Here is a 15458-nt window from a genome sequence, read left to right as displayed (position 1 = left end):
ACTAAATGAATGACGTTCATTTAGTATGGAGGGTGTAAGGGATTCACGCAAGGCCCTTAATGAATACCGTTCTTTTGCGACGCTTCGAGGGGATTTAGTAAGCCCACTGAGAAATTTTGTGCACCCCTCCCTCGGCCGCCCTGCCGGCTGGTAGCGTCGGACCACCGGACCTATCGAGGAGGACTCATGAAAGCGTCACCGACCCTGACCAACAACCTGCAGGCCGTGCTCGCAGACTTGATCGAACTGCACATCCAGGGCAAGCAGGCCCACTGGAACATCGTGGGAACGAATTTCCGGGACCTGCACCTGCAGCTGGATGAAATCGTGGATGCCGCCCGCCAGTTCGCGGATGACCTGGCCGAACGCATGCGCGCCCTGCACTCACTTCCTGACGGCCGCAGTTCCACAGTGGCCGAATCCACGAGCCTTGCCCCGTTCCCGGAAGGCCTGATCAACACCAGGGACGCCATCGAGCGGATCGTCGCGGCGCTGGAGGCTGCTGTGGGTACCATGCGGAAAGTCCATGACGAGGTGGATGAAGAGGATCCCACTACCGCAGACCTCCTGCACGAGTTCATCGCCAAGCTGGAACAGTATGCCTGGATGGTGAATGCCGAGACGCTGAAGGCGTCGGCAGCCGTGACCGCTCCCGGCGCGGACTAGGGAAGGCCGCACCGCCGGTCTCCACGCGCGAGCGGGTGCCCGCTGCCGGAATCCCTTCCGGCGGCGGGCTTCTTTCGTTTAAGGGTTGACTTTCCACCGCTTGGGATAATACTTAAGTATGTGCTTAACAATCGCTCCGAAGCGGACCTGGACCTTGTCTTCCAGGCGCTCGCAGACCCCACCCGGCGGGCGATCGTGACCCGGCTTTGCGACGGACCGTCCTCCGTGTCGGAACTCGCCAAACCTTTCGCCATGAGCCTGCCGGCGATTGTGCAGCACCTCCAGGTCCTGGAAACCAGCGGCCTGGTGAGCAGCGAAAAAATCGGCCGCGTGCGTACGTGCAGTGTTGTTTCGGCAACCGTACGCCTCGCCGAAGGCTGGCTCGGGGCCCGCCGGACAGCAGGGGAGCGCCGCCTGGACCGCCTTGAGGAGTTCCTTGCCACGCAACCTGAGCAACAGCCGCAACCCCACGAACCGCCACCTGCCATCACACCCAGGAGCACCCCATGAGCAACCCCATAACCCACGCCAGCTTCACCCTGGAGCGCAAACTCAGCGTCCCGCCGTCGCGCGTTTTCCAGGCGTTTTCCGATTACGAGAGCAAGAAGAAGTGGTTCGGCGGACCGTCGGAGTGGACCCAGGGTGAATCCAGCCTGGATTTCCGCGTCGGCGGGCGGGAAACGGACGTCGGGGGACCCGAAGGCGGCTTCGTTTCCACGATGCACGCCATCTACCACGACATCGTCCAGGATCAGCGGATCGTCTACACCTACGAAATGCTGCTGAACGGCGAACGCTCGTCCGTTTCGCTGAGCACCGTGGAACTCGAAGCGGACGGCGAAGGCACCCTGCTGACCCTGACCGAACAGGGTGCCTACTTCACGGAGGAGGATCAGGTAGACGGGCGCAAGGAAGGCACCGAGGGTCTGCTCGACGCCCTGCAGGCCTACCTCGAAGGTAGCTGACCGAAGCCCTGACACCAGCGGCCCGGGCCCGCATAACCGGTGCCGGGCAGCAACGGTTATGCGGGCAGGGGCCGGTTGTGCTGCGGGGGTTGCCATGCTGCGGGCCTACTCCGCCGTCGGGACCTTGCGGAGCACGACGGCGGCCAGGACTGCCGCCGCTGCCATCAGGACCAGCGCTATGGCGGCAGTGATGTGGACGCCGGAATCGAAGGCCGTCTTGGCCGCTGCCCGGACGGCATCGGCCAATGGCGCCGGCAGCGTGCCCGCCAGTTCCATTGCCGCGGCGAGGGTTTCTGCCGCCGAGTGGACAGCCGTGCCGGAGGTAACGTCGGCCAGTCCGGCGGGAAGCCGCAGGTTGTGCTGGTATGAGGCGGTGAGGATGGAGCCCAGGACCGCTGTCCCCAGCAGTGACCCCACCTCATAGCCTGTTTCCGAGATGGCCGCAGCCGCGCCGGATTTCTCGGCCGGAACCGAGCCTAGGATGAGGTCATTGGAGATGGTTTCCGCCGTTCCCACGCCGAGGGCAAGGATGATCAGGGCACCCAGCAGCAGGGCGGGTCCCGAGCTGTGGTTCCCGAAAGCCACCACGCAGTAGCCGCTGGCGCTCATGGCGAGCCCGCCGGCCACCACGAAGCCTGGCCGGATCTTCCGGACTAGCGGGACCACCACCAGTCCGGACGCCATGGTGGCGACCAGAGCGGGGATCATGGCTACTCCGGCGGCCGACGGCGACATTCCTTCCAGCAGCTGGAGGTGCTGGGCCAGGAACAGGATGAAGCCGTTGAAGGAAAAGAGGGCGAGCACGTTCGCCGTGATTGCGGTGCTGAACACCCGGTTCCTGAACAGGGAAACGTCCAGCAGCGGGCTTGCCAGCCGCTGCTGGCGCCGGATGAAGGCCATGCCCATGGCCACGCCGAAGGCGATGATGCCAAGCGGGACAGCGTCGATGCCCTGGGTGGCGATCTCCTTAATGCCGTAGACCACTGGCACCATGACCAGCAGCGAGAGCACGATGCTGGGCACGTCCACGCGGCCTGGAGCCGGATCCCGGGATTCGGGAATGAAGGCGGGGCCGAACGCCAGCAGTGGCACCATGATGGGCACAGCAACCAGGAGCACCGCTCCCCACCAGAAGTGCTCAACCAGCCAGCCTCCGAAGATGGGGCCCAGGGCCGCGCCGCCTGAGAAGCCGGCGGCCCAGATGGCCACCGCCAGCCGGCGCCGGTTGGGATCAGGAAAAATATTGCGGATCAGCGAAAGCGTCGACGGCATCAGCATGGCGCCAAAGAAACCCAGCGCGCCCCGGCCGGCGATGAGCCATTCCGGTCCGGGAGAGAAGGCGGTAGCAGCTGAAACCACGGCGAAGCCGATGCTGCCGATAATGAGCAGCCGGCGGCGTCCGATCCTGTCCCCCAGGCTGCCCATCGCCACCAACAGTCCGGCAAGGACCAGCGGGTAGGCGTCCACGATCCACAGGAGCTGGACACCTGTGGTCTCCAGGCTGAGTGCAATCGCGGGGAGGGCAAACGTGAGGGCCGTGTTGTCCACGGCGATAAGAAGCACGGGGAACATGAGCAGGCCAAGCGCAAGCCAGTCGCGCCAGGGGGCGTTGGGAGCTGCAGAAGCTCCGGCAGGCGTGTGCGCGATGACAGGACTCATCTCGGCTGCCGTGCTGTTGCTCTGCGTGCGGGGGTCGCGAAGCGTGTTCCTGGACGTGTTCATAGCGATAACTATACCGTCCAGACGGTATAGTTAAGAATTCGCAGTGCTGAAGCATGCATGATTGGAACCATGGCCAGAAAACCCGTAGCCCGCGAGGCTGTCCTTGACGCCTTCGAGTCCTTACTGATTGAGGTGGGGGAGCGCGCCGCGACCCTCGATGCCGTGGCCAAACGGGCCGGAGTCTCCAAAGGCGGGCTGCTCTACCACTTCCCGAACAAGGAAGCACTGATCGAGGTGCTGCTGGACAGGCTGGACGATCTTGCCACCGCGGATGCCGACGCGATGGCCGCCGCCGATGAGGGGGCTGCTGCATACTTCATCAAGTCCTCGGTCTGGGCTGATACACCGCTTGACCGGGCTATCGTTGCCGCCACCAGGCTTGCCGAGGTGGCCCACGAGGAGACCCGCCAACGTTTCGCCGCCATCCAGCAACGCTGGCTCCAGGAGATCGCCGCCGACGTTGGACAGGCCATGGCCAAACCGGTGCTGTACATGGGTGACGGTTTGTACTTCAATGCCATGCTCTCGGTGGGACCGGTCCCGGCGAACGAGACTGCGGCCGATGTTGCCGGGCTGCTGGCCGCCGTCGACAGGCTTCGCGGCTGAGCCCTTGTGGAGCCGCCCTTGCCCCAAACTGCCGGTGCCGCCATTTGCCCGAAAGCCCGCGGCATAGGACAATTGGACTCTGTGGTGGCTGTCACCGGCCGCACTTGGTTTGAAACAAAATGAATAAGCCTTTGATCTGCGGCGGGAGAGTCCTGCCAGCAGTACAGCAGGCGCCGTAGGAGCAAATCCTCCCCAGGAATCTCACAGGCCCATGTACCGCCGCGGCAAGGCAACTCTGGAAAGTAGCAGGCAGTCCGCCTGTACCGGATCAATTCCGGAACATCAGGACCGCTGTGCTCACCGACGGTGCAAGCGTGCCCTGCGCAAGCAGGCCAGGCGGAAACTCTCAGGTCCAATACAGAGCGGGGAGGAACCCGATCAATGCGGCGTACCCTTCGCCGCCTTAGTTATGGAGTTCCTTGTGAGTATCATCCCGGCCTCCGCCGCCCCGGCCACCGCCACCCCAACAGTTACGTCCTTCGTTGACCGGCACATCGGCTCACGCCGCGAGGCCGACGTCGACACCATGCTCAAGGCCGTCGGCTACGACACCGTGGACGCGCTGGTGGATACGGCGGTCCCCAAGGATATCCGGCAGGACTCAGCACTGGAGCTCACCACGGCCCTGAGCGAAGTGGAAGCCCTCGCCGAACTGCGCAAGCTCGCGGCAAAGAACAAGACCGCAGTCCAGATGATCGGCCAGGGCTACTACGACACCGTGACGCCGCCGGTGATCCGCCGCAACATCCTTGAGGGCCCTGCCTGGTACACCGCCTACACGCCGTACCAGCCGGAAATTTCCCAGGGCCGGCTCGAGGCGTTGCTGAACTTCCAGACGATGGTGCAGGACCTGGTGGGCCTGCCCATCGCCAACGCATCCCTGTTGGACGAAGCCACGGCTGTTGCCGAGGCCGTGCTGATGATGCGGCGGGCCAACAAGAATAAAGCTGCGCACGACGGCAAGACCGTCCTGGATGCCGACTGCCTGCCGCAGACCATCGCCATCGTGAAGGGCCGCGCCGAGGCGCTGGGCTTCGAGGTCGAGGTGGCGGACCTGTCCAAGGGTCTTCCCGACGGCGTCATCAACGGTGTGGTCCTGCAGCAGCCGGGTGTTTCCGGTCGCGTCTTTGACCATACTGCGGTGATTGCCGACGCCAAGGAACGCGGTGCCCTGGTGACCGTGGCTGCCGACCTGCTGGCCCTCACCCTCATCACCCCTCCGGGCGAACAGGGCGCCGACATCGCCGTCGGCTCCGCCCAGCGCTTCGGCGTCCCGCTGTTCTACGGCGGACCCCACGCAGCCTACATGGCAGTGCAGAAGGGCCTGGAGCGCTCGATGCCGGGCCGCCTGGTAGGCGTCTCCAGGGACAACGCCGGGGTCCCCGCCTACCGCCTGGCCCTGCAGACCCGCGAGCAGCACATCCGCCGCGAGAAGGCCACCTCAAACATCTGCACCGCCCAGGCCCTGCTGGCCATCGTGGCTTCCATGTATGCGGTCTACCACGGCCCGGACGGCCTGAAGGCGATCGCCCGGACCGCCCACGCCCACGCGAAGACCCTCGCCTCGTCGCTGAAGGCCGCAGGCCTGGACGTACTGCACACGAGCTTCTTCGACACCGTCACGGTCTCCGTGCCGGGCAAGGCTGCGGGGATCATTGCCGCAGCCGAGGCCAAGGGCATCAACCTGCGCAGCATTGACGCGGACACCGTGGGCTTCTCCACTGACGAGACCACGACGGCGGCAATTGTCGTCGGCGTCCTTGACGCTTTTGGAGTTGCTGCGTCTGGTGCCGCTCAGGGCGACGCGGCCGCCGGCAGTGACACTGGCTTCGCACTGGACCCCGCTGTCGAACGCTCTTCGGACTTCCTCCAGCACCCCGTCTTCAGCACCCACCGGTCCGAAACGCAGCTGCTGCGCTACATCCGCAAGCTCTCCGACCGCGACCTTGCCCTGGACCGCACCATGATCCCGTTGGGCTCATGCACCATGAAGCTGAACGCCACCGCGGAGATGGAAGCCATTTCCTGGCCGGAGTTCGCCTCCATCCACCCCTTCGCCCCGGATTCCCAGACCGAAGGGTGGCGGGAACTGATTGCTGACCTGGAAGCGCAGCTGACCGAGATCACCGGCTATGACCAGGTCTCCATCCAGCCCAACGCCGGCTCGCAGGGCGAACTGGCGGGGCTGCTGGCGATCCGCGGCTACCACCACTCACGTGGTGACCAGCAGCGCAACGTCTGCCTGATCCCGGCCTCGGCGCATGGTACGAACGCAGCCTCCGCCGTCCTGGCGGGCATGAAGGTTGTTGTGGTGGCCACCGCTGCGGACGGCACGATCGACCACTCCGACCTGTACGCCAAGATCGACGCCAACAAGGACGCGCTGGCCTGCATCATGATCACCTACCCGTCCACGCACGGCGTGTACGACGCCGACGTCCGGGAGGTGTGCGATGCCATCCACGCCGCTGGCGGCCAGGTCTACATCGACGGCGCCAACCTCAATGCACTGGTGGGTCTGGCCCAGCCCGGCAAGTTCGGCGGCGACGTCTCGCACCTGAACCTGCACAAGACGTTCTGCATCCCGCACGGCGGCGGCGGACCCGGCGTCGGGCCGGTGGCTGCCAAGGCCCACCTGGCCCCGTTCATGCCGGGAAATGCGGCAACCTGGACCGAAGGCAACGACGTCCCCATCTCGGCGTCCAAGTACGGATCGGCTGGCGTGCTGCCCATCTCCTGGGCGTACGTCAAGCTGATGGGGGGACAGGGCCTGACCGAAGCCACCAGGTCCGCGCTCCTTGCCGCCAACTACATCGCTGCCCGCCTCAACGACTTCTTCCCCGTGCTCTACACCGGCGAAGGCGGTCTCGTGGCGCACGAATGCATCCTGGACCTCCGGGAACTGACTGCCAGGACCGGTGTCACGGCCGAGGACGTGGCCAAGCGCCTCATCGACTACGGTTTCCACGCCCCGACGCTGGCGTTCCCGGTGGCCGGCACGCTGATGGTGGAGCCCACCGAGTCCGAGGACCTGGGCGAGATGGACCGCTTCATCAACGCGATGATCGCCATCCGCGCCGAGATCGACCAGGTGGCGAACGGTGACTTCGCCGTGGCGGACAGCCCACTGCGCAACGCTCCCCACACGGCAGCTGCCGCTATCAGCACTGACTGGAACCGCGCCTACCCGCGCGAACAGGCAGTCTTCCCGGTTCACTCACTCAGGCAGGACAAGTACTTCCCGCCCGTGGGCCGTATCGACGGCGCCGCCGGGGACCGGAACCTGATCTGCTCCTGCCCGCCGCTTTCCGAGTTCGAAAACTAAGGATTCCAGAATGACTGAGAACTACACGGCGCTCTACGAAGAACACAAGAAACTCGGCGCCTCCTTCACCGACTTCGGTGGCTGGCAGATGCCGCTCAAGTACAGCTCCGAGCTGGCCGAGCACCACGCCGTCCGGAAGGCAGCGGGCATCTTTGACCTGTCTCACATGGGCGAAGTCTGGGTCACCGGCCCCGACGCGGCGGCGTATCTTGACTACGCACTGGTGGGCAAGATCTCGGCCATGGCGGTGGGTAAAGCCAAGTATTCGCTGATCTGCAACGAAGACGGCGGCATCATTGATGACCTCATCACCTACCGCCGTCCGGCTGCTGAAGACGGCACCGACGTTTTCCTGGTGGTCCCCAACGCCGGCAACGCCACAAAGGTGGCAGCAGAACTCGCCCGGCGTGCGGCCGGCTTCGATGTCGTAGTCAAGGACGTTTCGGCCGAGACGTCACTGATCGCCGTCCAGGGTCCCAAAGCGGAAGAGCTCCTGCTCCGCCTGATCCCCGCCGCCCAGCACAGCCTCGTCACGGAGCTCAAGTACTACGCCGCCGTCGAGGTGCCCTTCCTCGTCAGCGGCGCCGGCCAGGACCTCCTGCTGGCACGCACTGGCTACACCGGCGAGGACGGCTTCGAGATCTTCATTGACAACAGCGACGCCGCCGCCCTCTGGCAGGCAATCGTCGCCATCGCTGACGAAGGGGAGCTGACGCCGGCAGGCCTCGCCTCCCGCGACTCGCTCCGCCTCGAAGCCGGCATGCCCCTCTACGGGAACGAACTGTCCCTCGACGGCGACCCGTTCTCCGCCGGCCTGGGACCCGTCGTCGCCCTCTCCAAGCAAGGTGACTTTGTCGGTAAAGCCGCGCTTGCGGCCAAGAAGGAGGCAGGGGCCGGCACCACCGCCGGCCGCCGGCTCGTGGGACTCAAAGGCCTGGGACGCCGCGCCGGGCGCGCCCACTACCCGGTCCTCAAGGACGGCGCCGTTGTTGGCGAAGTCACCTCCGGGCAGCCCAGCCCCACGCTCGGCTACCCCGTGGCCATGGCCTACGTGGATGTCGAGCTGACCGAGCCAGGGACGGCCTTGGACATCGACCTGCGCGGCAAGGCAGAGCCCTTCGAAGTCGTGGCCCTGCCGTTCTACAAGCGCCAAAAGTAGCTTTCGGGTTGCGTTGGGGCTGAGATCCTCTGCGTGCTGCGCCCCACCGGCACCCTAGCCTCGCAAGCTCGGCCAGGGAACCCTGCCGGCGTGGGCCCACTTCGTCGCTCTGACGCACGCTGCCGGATCCCAGCCCCAACGCTCTCTCACTTTTCGCAGGGTTTGACCGGACGCTCCCTCACTTTTCACACTAATTAAGGAAAAACACATGGCAAAAGTCGCACCTGAACTCCAGTACTCCGACGAGCACGAGTGGGTGGCCCGCGAGGGCGGCAACCTGGTGTCCATCGGGATTTCCGCCGTGGCCACCGATGCCCTCGGCGACATCGTGTACGTGGACCTGCCCGAGGTCGGTTCTGCCGTGACTGCGGGGGAGACCTGCGGCGAGGTGGAATCCACCAAGTCAGTCTCCGACCTGTACGCCCCGGTCACAGGTGAAGTCACCGAGATCAACCCGGCCGTCGTCGACGATCCGGCGCTGATCAACACCGATCCCTACGGTGCCGGCTGGCTGTTCAAAGTGGCCGCGGAGTCAGAGGGACCGCTGTTATCCGCGCAGGACTACGCATCCAAGAACGGCGGCGACCTGTAAGCCTGCGTCGCTTGCTGCACTAAAAGCGACAACAAGAACGACGGCGGGCGGCCGCCACAAGCCGCCGCCCGGCGTCGGGCTTCCGGTTTCCTGGCTGTCACCTCAGCCTGGGGGCCTACCCGGCAGGATCATCTGCCGGACCAGGAATGACCACGTAAGGAACCACAATGGCCGTTGGAGTCTTCGACCTTTTTTCCATCGGAATAGGACCTTCAAGTTCGCACACTGTAGGCCCGATGCGGGCCGCCGCGGTGTTCGCCGCTGAGCTGAAGTCAACCGGTGTGCTGGAGCGAGTGGCAGGGCTTCGGGTTGACCTGTACGGCTCGCTGGCCGCCACGGGCCACGGGCACGGCACCATGACTGCCGTCCTGCTGGGCCTGGAAGGATTCCACCCCGAGCTGATCCTGCCCGACGAGGTGGAGGAGCGGCTGGCCGCAATCGCGGACAGCGGAACTCTCCACCTGGCCGGCGCCGCCGAAGGAACAGGGCAGTCGGATGGCGTGTCCTTGCCTTACGCGGTCAAGGACATCATCCTGCATCCGCTGACCATCCTGCCAAGGCACACCAACGGACTGAAGTTCGCCGTCAGTGACGCCGACGGCGAAGTCCTGCACGAGGCCACGTTCTTCTCCGTGGGCGGGGGCTTCATTGTCCGCGAAGGCGAGGAGGACGCGGCGCTTAAAGAGCTGGACGAGTCCAAGAAGGAGCTTCCGCTGCCGTTTAGGACAGCGGCGGAACTGCTGGAGCACTGCAGATCCGCGGGACTGAGCTTCGGTGAGGTCATGCTGGTCAACGAGTGCGCCTCCAGATCCGAGCAGGAGATCCGCGAGGGGCTGCTGCACATCCACTCAGTGATGGAAAGCTGCGTGGAAACCAGCCTCAAGCGCGAGGGCCTGCTGCCCGGCGGGCTGAAGGTCCGCCGTCGCGCGCCTGACTGGCACGACCGCCTCCTGAAGGAGGACAAGGACCGGGACCCCAAATACTGGCAGGAATGGGTGAACCTTGTCGCCCTGGCTGTCAACGAGGAGAACGCCTCAGGGGGCAGGGTTGTCACCGCGCCAACCAACGGGGCCGCCGGCATCATCCCGGCCGTCCTGCACTACGCCCTGCACTTTGCCCCCGGCATGGAGAACGCCACCCGGGAGGACCGCGACGACGTCGTGGTCAGGTTCCTGCTGACGGCCGGAGCCGTCGGGGTGCTCTACAAGGAACAGGCCTCCATCTCCGGGGCCGAGGTGGGCTGCCAGGGTGAGGTGGGGTCCGCGTCATCCATGGCCGCCGCCGGCCTCGCCGAAGTAATGGGCGGAACGCCCTCCCAGGTCGAGAATGCCGCCGAGATCGCGATGGAACACAACCTTGGCCTGACCTGCGATCCTATTGGCGGCCTGGTCCAGGTTCCCTGCATTGAGCGCAACGCCATCGCCGCTGCCAAGGCCATCAACGCGGCGAAAATGGCTCTCTGGGGCGACGGTACACACCGGGTCTCGCTGGACGAAGTGATCGTCACCATGCGGGAAACCGGCCGGGACATGAGTTCAAAATACAAGGAGACGGCCATGGGCGGGCTGGCCGTCAACGTGGTGGAGTGCTGAGTGGCGCAGTGCTGAACCGGGTCAGTTGTTGATAGCAGCCCAGATGTTGAGTGTTCCGGCGAAAATCACCCAGGACAGGTAGGGAAGCAGCAGGATCCCGGCGGCCGGACTGATGGGTCCGAAATTCATCACGGTGAAGGCCAGCGCAATGGCCAGTGCCACGATGACCGCGAGCGCCAGCCACAGGGCCAAAGACCCCAGGACCGGGTACAGGCCGAAGAACAGCGGGGTCCAGGCGAGATTCAGGGCGAGCTGGGCCCAATACAGTTTCAGCGGTCTGCCCGTGATGCCCGTGCCGCGGCGCCAAACCAGCCAGGCTGCAACGGCCATGGCAATGTAAAGCGCTGTCCAGACCGGGCCGAACACCCAATTCGGAGGTGTCCAGGGGGCCTTATCAGCGCTGACATACCAACCGTTCACGTTGTTCACGGTGGCCAGGGTGCCCAGCCAGGCCACCAGCGCGGATGCGGCCAGGAAAGCGGCGAGCCCCGCCACCTGCGCCCCGGTTTCACGGTGAGCGGCGGAAGGCCCGGACCGGGCGCCGGGCTGCTCAGTGCTGGGCTCCATGCCTCAACCCTCGCCAAGCGCGGACCCCTAGTCAAGGCGGGCCAAGGCTCAACCCCCGAAAGCTGGACGGGGCACTGGCTGGAAGGCCGCGGCCGGATGAGGCTTTAGACTTGTGGCTGTATGCCCGCCCGCCGCCTCACACACAGACCGCGCACGAAACCCTGAGATTGGACCCGGCCCCCCTTGCGAGAATTCACCGCCCGCTTTGCCACAGCCGAAGAAATTGAGAACTGGGACAAGCACGTCACGGCCAACCCTCATGGCGGCAACATGCTGCAGTCGGCGGCCTACGCTTCGGTGAAGAACGGCCATGGCTGGAGGGTCCGCTTCCTGGTCCTGGAAACCGCGGGAACGGCCAGCTACAACCTGGTCCTGGAGAAGAAATTCCCTATCCTGGGCCGCCTCTGGTACCTGATCAAAGGACCAGACCTGCCCGCCGTGGATGACCTCACGCCGGCGCTGCAGGCGTGCGCGGACTTCGCCCGGAGCCGGAAATTCAACGTCTTCGCTATCAAAATTGAGCCGGACATCGAAGCGACCGGTGAAGCTCACGAATTCTTCACGGCCTCAGGTCTGGTGAAGGCACCCAACATCCAGTCCAACGACTCCACCGCGTTGCTGGATATCGCGCCGCAGGAGAACGAGGTGCTGAGGTCCATCACGTCCCGTGCGCGCAACGCGATCCGCCGCGCCGAACGCGAAGGCTGCGAAGTGATCCGGCAGGACCAGGGCCCGGAAACGTACCGCGCCCTCTATGACCTGATGGCGGACACCGTCAAAGCCAAGGGCTCCATGCCGCTCCGCAGCTTCGAGTACTACTCGCGGTTCTGGGACGAGTTCTGCAACCGGGGCCAGGGCAACTTCTTCTTCGTCTACGAGGACGGGAAACCGAGCGTCGGTGCCTTCGTCATCAACTACGGGGCCAAGGCAACATACAAGGACGGCGGGTCCAGCCAGAACCGGAAGCAGTACGGAGATTCCCACCTGGTCCAGTGGGCCGCCATCCGCCGGATGAAAGAACTCGGCTGCACCGAGTATGACTTTTGCGGCACTCCGCCGGCAGCCAGGATCAAGGACACGTCCCACCCTCTGTACGGCATGGGCATGTTCAAGACCAGCTTCACCAAGACGGTCACTGATTTTGTGGGTTGCTACGACTACGTCCTGGCGCCGGTCAGGCACCGTCTGTGGGTCAAGGGTGCCGAACGTATTTTCCGGCGGCTCGAAACTATGCGCACCGGCGGCCAGTTCTACTGATCTGCACGCCTGCCCTCCCATCCATTCAACCAAGGTCAGCGCATGGCACAAGCCGGCAGCACATCCAAAGGTGAGGTAATTTCTGTGAATCCAATCAAGGCCGGGACCAAGTTCGAGTTGGCCGTCCTCAGCGACGCCGAATTCGGGTCATTCTCCCTGAACCATGCACAAAACAACTTCATCCAATCCGCGGACTTCGCCCGCTTCCAGCGTTCCCGCGGCCAGGCCGTGGAGCTTTTCGGAGTCAGGCGCGACGGCGAGCTTGTCGCAGCGGGAAAGCTGAACTTCACCACGAACCGCCTCGGCTACACCGTGTGCGAGTGCGCCAAGGGCCCGCTCCTGGACTACGGGGACACCGAGCTCGTGCGCGCCGTCGTCGAACTTCTCAAAAAGCGGGCGGCAGACCGAAAGGCCGCGGAGTTGAGGATTTCGCCTAACCTGGCGTACGTTGCCCGGGACGAAGACGGCGCCGAGCATCCGGAAATCCTGGACAACCGGCCCCTGGTGGCAGAACTGGCCGGGATGGGGTTTGAGCACCAGGGTTCGGAGATGAATTTCGCGAACGTCAACTGGATGTTTATTAAGACCCTTGACGGCATCCAGGATGCCGAGGAGCTCATCATGAGCACCAGCTATCGGACCCGCAAAGCCATCCGGAAGGCCGAAAAGAACGGCGTCTTCCTGGAGCAGGCGACCCTTGACACCCTGGACGAGTTCTATGATGCGCTGAGCACCGCCGGGGATGAAAAGGGCTTCACCTACCGGGAACGCGAATATTACGAGCAGCTCCTGCGGACCACGTCGCCCGAGTTCACCAAGCTCATGATGGCCAAAATCGATATTCCTGCGTACCGGAAATCCATCACCGAACGCCTCGACGCCGAGTCCGCTGCTGCCGCCGAGCTGCGGCGGGAGGTTGAAGAGACCGGCAGCAAGAAGAAGGCCAACAGGCTCAAAGTTGTCCAGGACCTCGTGGACAGCTACGAACGGAGCCTCAAGGACATCGAGAGGTTCCCGGATTCCGTAGGCGTGGCAACAGTGGCTGCCATCCACTTTGTCTGCTTCGGCGACGAGGTGGTCTGCGTCATCGGCGGCACCAAGCAGGACTACATTTACTTCAACGGCGCAACCTCCCTGTACTGGGGGATGATGCTGCACGCGCTGGAAAAGGGCTACTCCAGATACAACTTTTACGGCACCTTCGGCATCGAGGGCCAGGACGAAGAAGGACACGGCGGCTACGCCTTCAAGAAGGGCTTCGGCGGAGAGGTGGTCCAGCTGCTGGGCGACTTTGTGATGCCAGTGCGTCCGTTCGTGTTCCAGGCCAACCGCGTGGCGCGGGCGGCAGTCGCGGCCGGACGAACCCTGCTGGCCAAGCTGCCCCTCAGGCGCAGCGCCTGACACACCTGCAGCAGCACATATCCACTCGAGCGGGAGGAGGACCAGCGTGAAAGACCGACCAGGAGACCGCCGGACCAGGCCGCATACCGACGGCCTCCCAAAGACCGAGCCGCTTTCGCCGTCCCAGCTCCACCAGAACGCAGCGGCCAAGAGGATGCTGAGGCGACTCGTCCAGGGTGAGAGCCCGCCGACCGCGCCACTGAGCATCGTGGACAGGCTCGCCGGGAGCCCCTACGCCAACCCGATGATCCAGGTGGGCGGAGTGGACACCTCGGCTCGCAAGACCCTGGACTTTGCGCTGCATCTGGCCGAGACAATGTTCCGGTACGGTGCAGGCGCGCTCGAGGTGGAGACCAGCATCATTGCCGTCACGGCAGCGCTTGGCCTGAAGAACATCGAGGTGGACATTACCAACCAGTCTGTGGCCATCAACTACGCGCCCAAGGAGCAGACGCCGATTTCGTTGCTCCGGGTGGTCCGCTCCTGGACCAACAACTATGCGGGGCTGGCAAAGGTGCACCAGCTCGTGACCGACATTGTGGCCGGGGGAGTGGGCCGGGACGAGGCCATCCGCCGGCTGGATGAAGCGATCACGAGCCCCAAGCCCTTCCCGCGCTGGATGGTCACCATCGCCTTCGGCGTCTTCGCCGCCGTGTTTGTCGGAGTGCTCGGCGGCGGCCCCGCGGCCTCGCTCATCGCCTTTCTTTCCAACATCGGAGTGAGCCTCCTGGCCCGCAAGCTGGGGCGTTGGCGGATGCCTGATTTTTTTATCACCGCTTCGTGCTCCTTCCTGGTGACGATTGTGGCGATCCTGCTGGGGAAGTTCGGGCTCACCAACTCACCCGAGATTGTGGTGGTGGGCGGCATCCTGCTGCTCCTGCCCACAGGGCGCCTGGTGTCCTCGGTCCAGGACGCCATCAACGGCTTCCCCGTGACAGCCGCCGGCCGGTTCCTGTCAACTGTCCTGACTTTCGGGGCGCTGGTGGCGGGGATTGCCGTGGCCTTTGTGCTGGGGTCAATGACGGGGATGCCGGAGATCGATGTCACCAAGACCTTTCCGCCGGCCTATGACCTGTGGGTCCTGGTCACCTTCATCGCCGTCGCGGTAATGGCCATCGGCGTCACCGAGCAGACTACGTGGAAGCTGCTGCTGCCCACGGCAGCCGTTGGCGTGGCAGGCTACCTCGTGCTGCTGGGCGGGGACGCGCTGGGCCTTGGTGAGAGGTTCTCGCCGGCGCTCTCCGCCGTTGCGATCGGACTGCTTGCCCGGGTGGTTGCCCTGAAAATGGGTGCTCCCCAGCTGGTGGTCGCCGTGCCGGCGGCGTTGATCCTGCTGCCCGGACTGACCATCTTCCGCTCAATGTACGTGCTGACCGTTGAGGAATCGCAAATTCTGCTCGGTGCAGGAGGCATGCTCAATGCCGGTGCGATTGTCCTGGGCGCGGCCGGCGGAATTGTGCTGGGGGACACCCTGGCCCGGCCGCTGACGCGGAGCCTCGCAAGTAATGAGCGGCGGCGGGCCCGCCGGAGGTAGCGCCGGCGGACGTCCTGAACAAGCTTTGGAGAGGACGACGACGGCGGTTCAGGGGCCTGTCTCTCTCCTCGG

At 64.7% G+C, this 15458-nt stretch carries 13 protein-coding genes and 2 riboswitches; of the genes, 11 read left to right on the top strand and 2 right to left on the bottom strand.

What is annotated here, in order from left to right; all coding sequences use genetic code 11:
* Positions 1 to 186: 186 nt before the first annotated feature.
* The 3 genes from QFZ40_RS16245 to QFZ40_RS16235 all read left to right on the top strand — a co-directional run bounded on the left by QFZ40_RS16245 (position 187) and on the right by QFZ40_RS16235 (position 1631).
* A complete protein-coding gene (locus tag QFZ40_RS16245; RefSeq protein WP_306905656.1) occupies positions 187 to 666 on the top strand; it encodes a Dps family protein in 480 nt (159 codons plus the stop codon).
* A 120-nt stretch (positions 667 to 786) separates the two neighbouring features.
* Positions 787 to 1176, top strand: coding sequence for an ArsR/SmtB family transcription factor (locus QFZ40_RS16240; protein WP_306905655.1), 390 nt, complete (start codon positions 787 to 789; stop codon positions 1174 to 1176).
* Entirely contained in the window at positions 1173 to 1631 is a 459-nt protein-coding gene (locus QFZ40_RS16235) for an SRPBCC family protein (RefSeq protein ID WP_306905654.1), read from the top strand. Before QFZ40_RS16240 ends, QFZ40_RS16235 begins: the two co-directional genes overlap by 4 nt.
* 105 nt (positions 1632 to 1736) lie before the next feature.
* Here the strand turns inward: QFZ40_RS16235 and QFZ40_RS16230 are convergent, their stop codons facing one another.
* Positions 1737 to 3290: an MFS transporter gene (locus tag QFZ40_RS16230; RefSeq protein WP_306906958.1), complete on the bottom strand. Its 1554-nt coding sequence runs from the start codon at positions 3288 to 3290 to the stop codon at positions 1737 to 1739.
* Between the two features lie 132 nt (positions 3291 to 3422).
* Here QFZ40_RS16230 and QFZ40_RS16225 point away from each other — a divergent pair, with 132 nt between their 5' ends.
* The 5 genes from QFZ40_RS16225 to QFZ40_RS16205 all read left to right on the top strand — a co-directional run bounded on the left by QFZ40_RS16225 (position 3423) and on the right by QFZ40_RS16205 (position 10627).
* Positions 3423 to 3959, top strand: a complete 537-nt coding sequence (locus tag QFZ40_RS16225; RefSeq protein WP_306905653.1) for a TetR/AcrR family transcriptional regulator — start codon at positions 3423 to 3425, stop codon at positions 3957 to 3959.
* A 132-nt stretch (positions 3960 to 4091) separates the two neighbouring features.
* A riboswitch (glycine riboswitch) is annotated at positions 4092 to 4188 on the top strand.
* A 1-nt stretch (position 4189) separates the two neighbouring features.
* A riboswitch (glycine riboswitch) is annotated at positions 4190 to 4330 on the top strand.
* Between the two features lie 38 nt (positions 4331 to 4368).
* Entirely contained in the window at positions 4369 to 7284 is a 2916-nt protein-coding gene (gene gcvP, locus QFZ40_RS16220) for an aminomethyl-transferring glycine dehydrogenase (protein WP_306905652.1), read from the top strand.
* 10 nt (positions 7285 to 7294) lie between these two features.
* Positions 7295 to 8443 (top strand): glycine cleavage system aminomethyltransferase GcvT, encoded by a 1149-nt coding sequence (gene gcvT, locus QFZ40_RS16215; RefSeq protein WP_306905651.1) that lies wholly within the window; start codon positions 7295 to 7297, stop codon positions 8441 to 8443.
* A gap of 208 nt (positions 8444 to 8651) precedes the next feature.
* Positions 8652 to 9035: a glycine cleavage system protein GcvH gene (gcvH, locus tag QFZ40_RS16210; protein WP_306905650.1), complete on the top strand. Its 384-nt coding sequence runs from the start codon at positions 8652 to 8654 to the stop codon at positions 9033 to 9035.
* 167 nt (positions 9036 to 9202) lie between these two features.
* Positions 9203 to 10627: an L-serine ammonia-lyase gene (locus QFZ40_RS16205; RefSeq protein ID WP_306905649.1), complete on the top strand. Its 1425-nt coding sequence runs from the start codon at positions 9203 to 9205 to the stop codon at positions 10625 to 10627.
* 21 nt (positions 10628 to 10648) lie between these two features.
* Here the strand turns inward: QFZ40_RS16205 and QFZ40_RS16200 are convergent, their stop codons facing one another.
* A complete protein-coding gene (locus QFZ40_RS16200) occupies positions 10649 to 11194 on the bottom strand; it encodes a TspO/MBR family protein (protein WP_306905648.1) in 546 nt (181 codons plus the stop codon).
* Positions 11195 to 11377: 183 nt separating this feature from the next.
* On the opposite strand from QFZ40_RS16200, the gene QFZ40_RS16195 reads away from it, so the two are divergent.
* From QFZ40_RS16195 to QFZ40_RS16185, 3 genes are all read left to right on the top strand, one after another.
* Positions 11378 to 12451, top strand: coding sequence for a lipid II:glycine glycyltransferase FemX (locus QFZ40_RS16195; protein ID WP_306905647.1), 1074 nt, complete (start codon positions 11378 to 11380; stop codon positions 12449 to 12451).
* 84 nt (positions 12452 to 12535) lie between these two features.
* Positions 12536 to 13852: a peptidoglycan bridge formation glycyltransferase FemA/FemB family protein gene (locus QFZ40_RS16190; protein WP_306905646.1), complete on the top strand. Its 1317-nt coding sequence runs from the start codon at positions 12536 to 12538 to the stop codon at positions 13850 to 13852.
* 154 nt (positions 13853 to 14006) lie between these two features.
* Entirely contained in the window at positions 14007 to 15386 is a 1380-nt protein-coding gene (locus QFZ40_RS16185) for a threonine/serine ThrE exporter family protein (protein ID WP_373427480.1), read from the top strand.
* Positions 15387 to 15458: the final 72 nt, after the last annotated feature.

It is taken from the genome of Arthrobacter pascens, from assembly GCF_030816475.1.
Taxonomy (GTDB): Bacteria; Actinomycetota; Actinomycetes; order Actinomycetales; family Micrococcaceae; genus Arthrobacter; species Arthrobacter pascens_B.
The sequence above is the reverse complement of the archived record's forward strand: the minus strand, read 5'-3'. Positions and strand labels throughout refer to the sequence as shown.

Excerpts from the sequence above, each read along its gene's own strand:
- gcvT (WP_306905651.1), top strand. The coding sequence starts at position 7,295 with ATGACTGAGAACTACACGGCGCTCTACGAAGAACACAAGAAACTCGGC.
- QFZ40_RS16235 (WP_306905654.1), top strand. The coding sequence starts at position 1,173 with ATGAGCAACCCCATAACCCACGCCAGCTTCACCCTGGAGCGCAAACTC.
- gcvH (WP_306905650.1), top strand. The coding sequence starts at position 8,652 with ATGGCAAAAGTCGCACCTGAACTCCAGTACTCCGACGAGCACGAGTGG.
- QFZ40_RS16230 (WP_306906958.1), bottom strand. The coding sequence starts at position 3,290 with ATGAGTCCTGTCATCGCGCACACGCCTGCCGGAGCTTCTGCAGCTCCC.
- QFZ40_RS16200 (WP_306905648.1), bottom strand. The coding sequence starts at position 11,194 with ATGGAGCCCAGCACTGAGCAGCCCGGCGCCCGGTCCGGGCCTTCCGCC.
- QFZ40_RS16245 (WP_306905656.1), top strand. The coding sequence starts at position 187 with ATGAAAGCGTCACCGACCCTGACCAACAACCTGCAGGCCGTGCTCGCA.
- QFZ40_RS16225 (WP_306905653.1), top strand. The coding sequence starts at position 3,423 with ATGGCCAGAAAACCCGTAGCCCGCGAGGCTGTCCTTGACGCCTTCGAG.
- gcvP (WP_306905652.1), top strand. The coding sequence starts at position 4,369 with ATGGAGTTCCTTGTGAGTATCATCCCGGCCTCCGCCGCCCCGGCCACC.
- QFZ40_RS16205 (WP_306905649.1), top strand. The coding sequence starts at position 9,203 with ATGGCCGTTGGAGTCTTCGACCTTTTTTCCATCGGAATAGGACCTTCA.
- QFZ40_RS16185 (WP_373427480.1), top strand. The coding sequence starts at position 14,007 with ATGCTGAGGCGACTCGTCCAGGGTGAGAGCCCGCCGACCGCGCCACTG.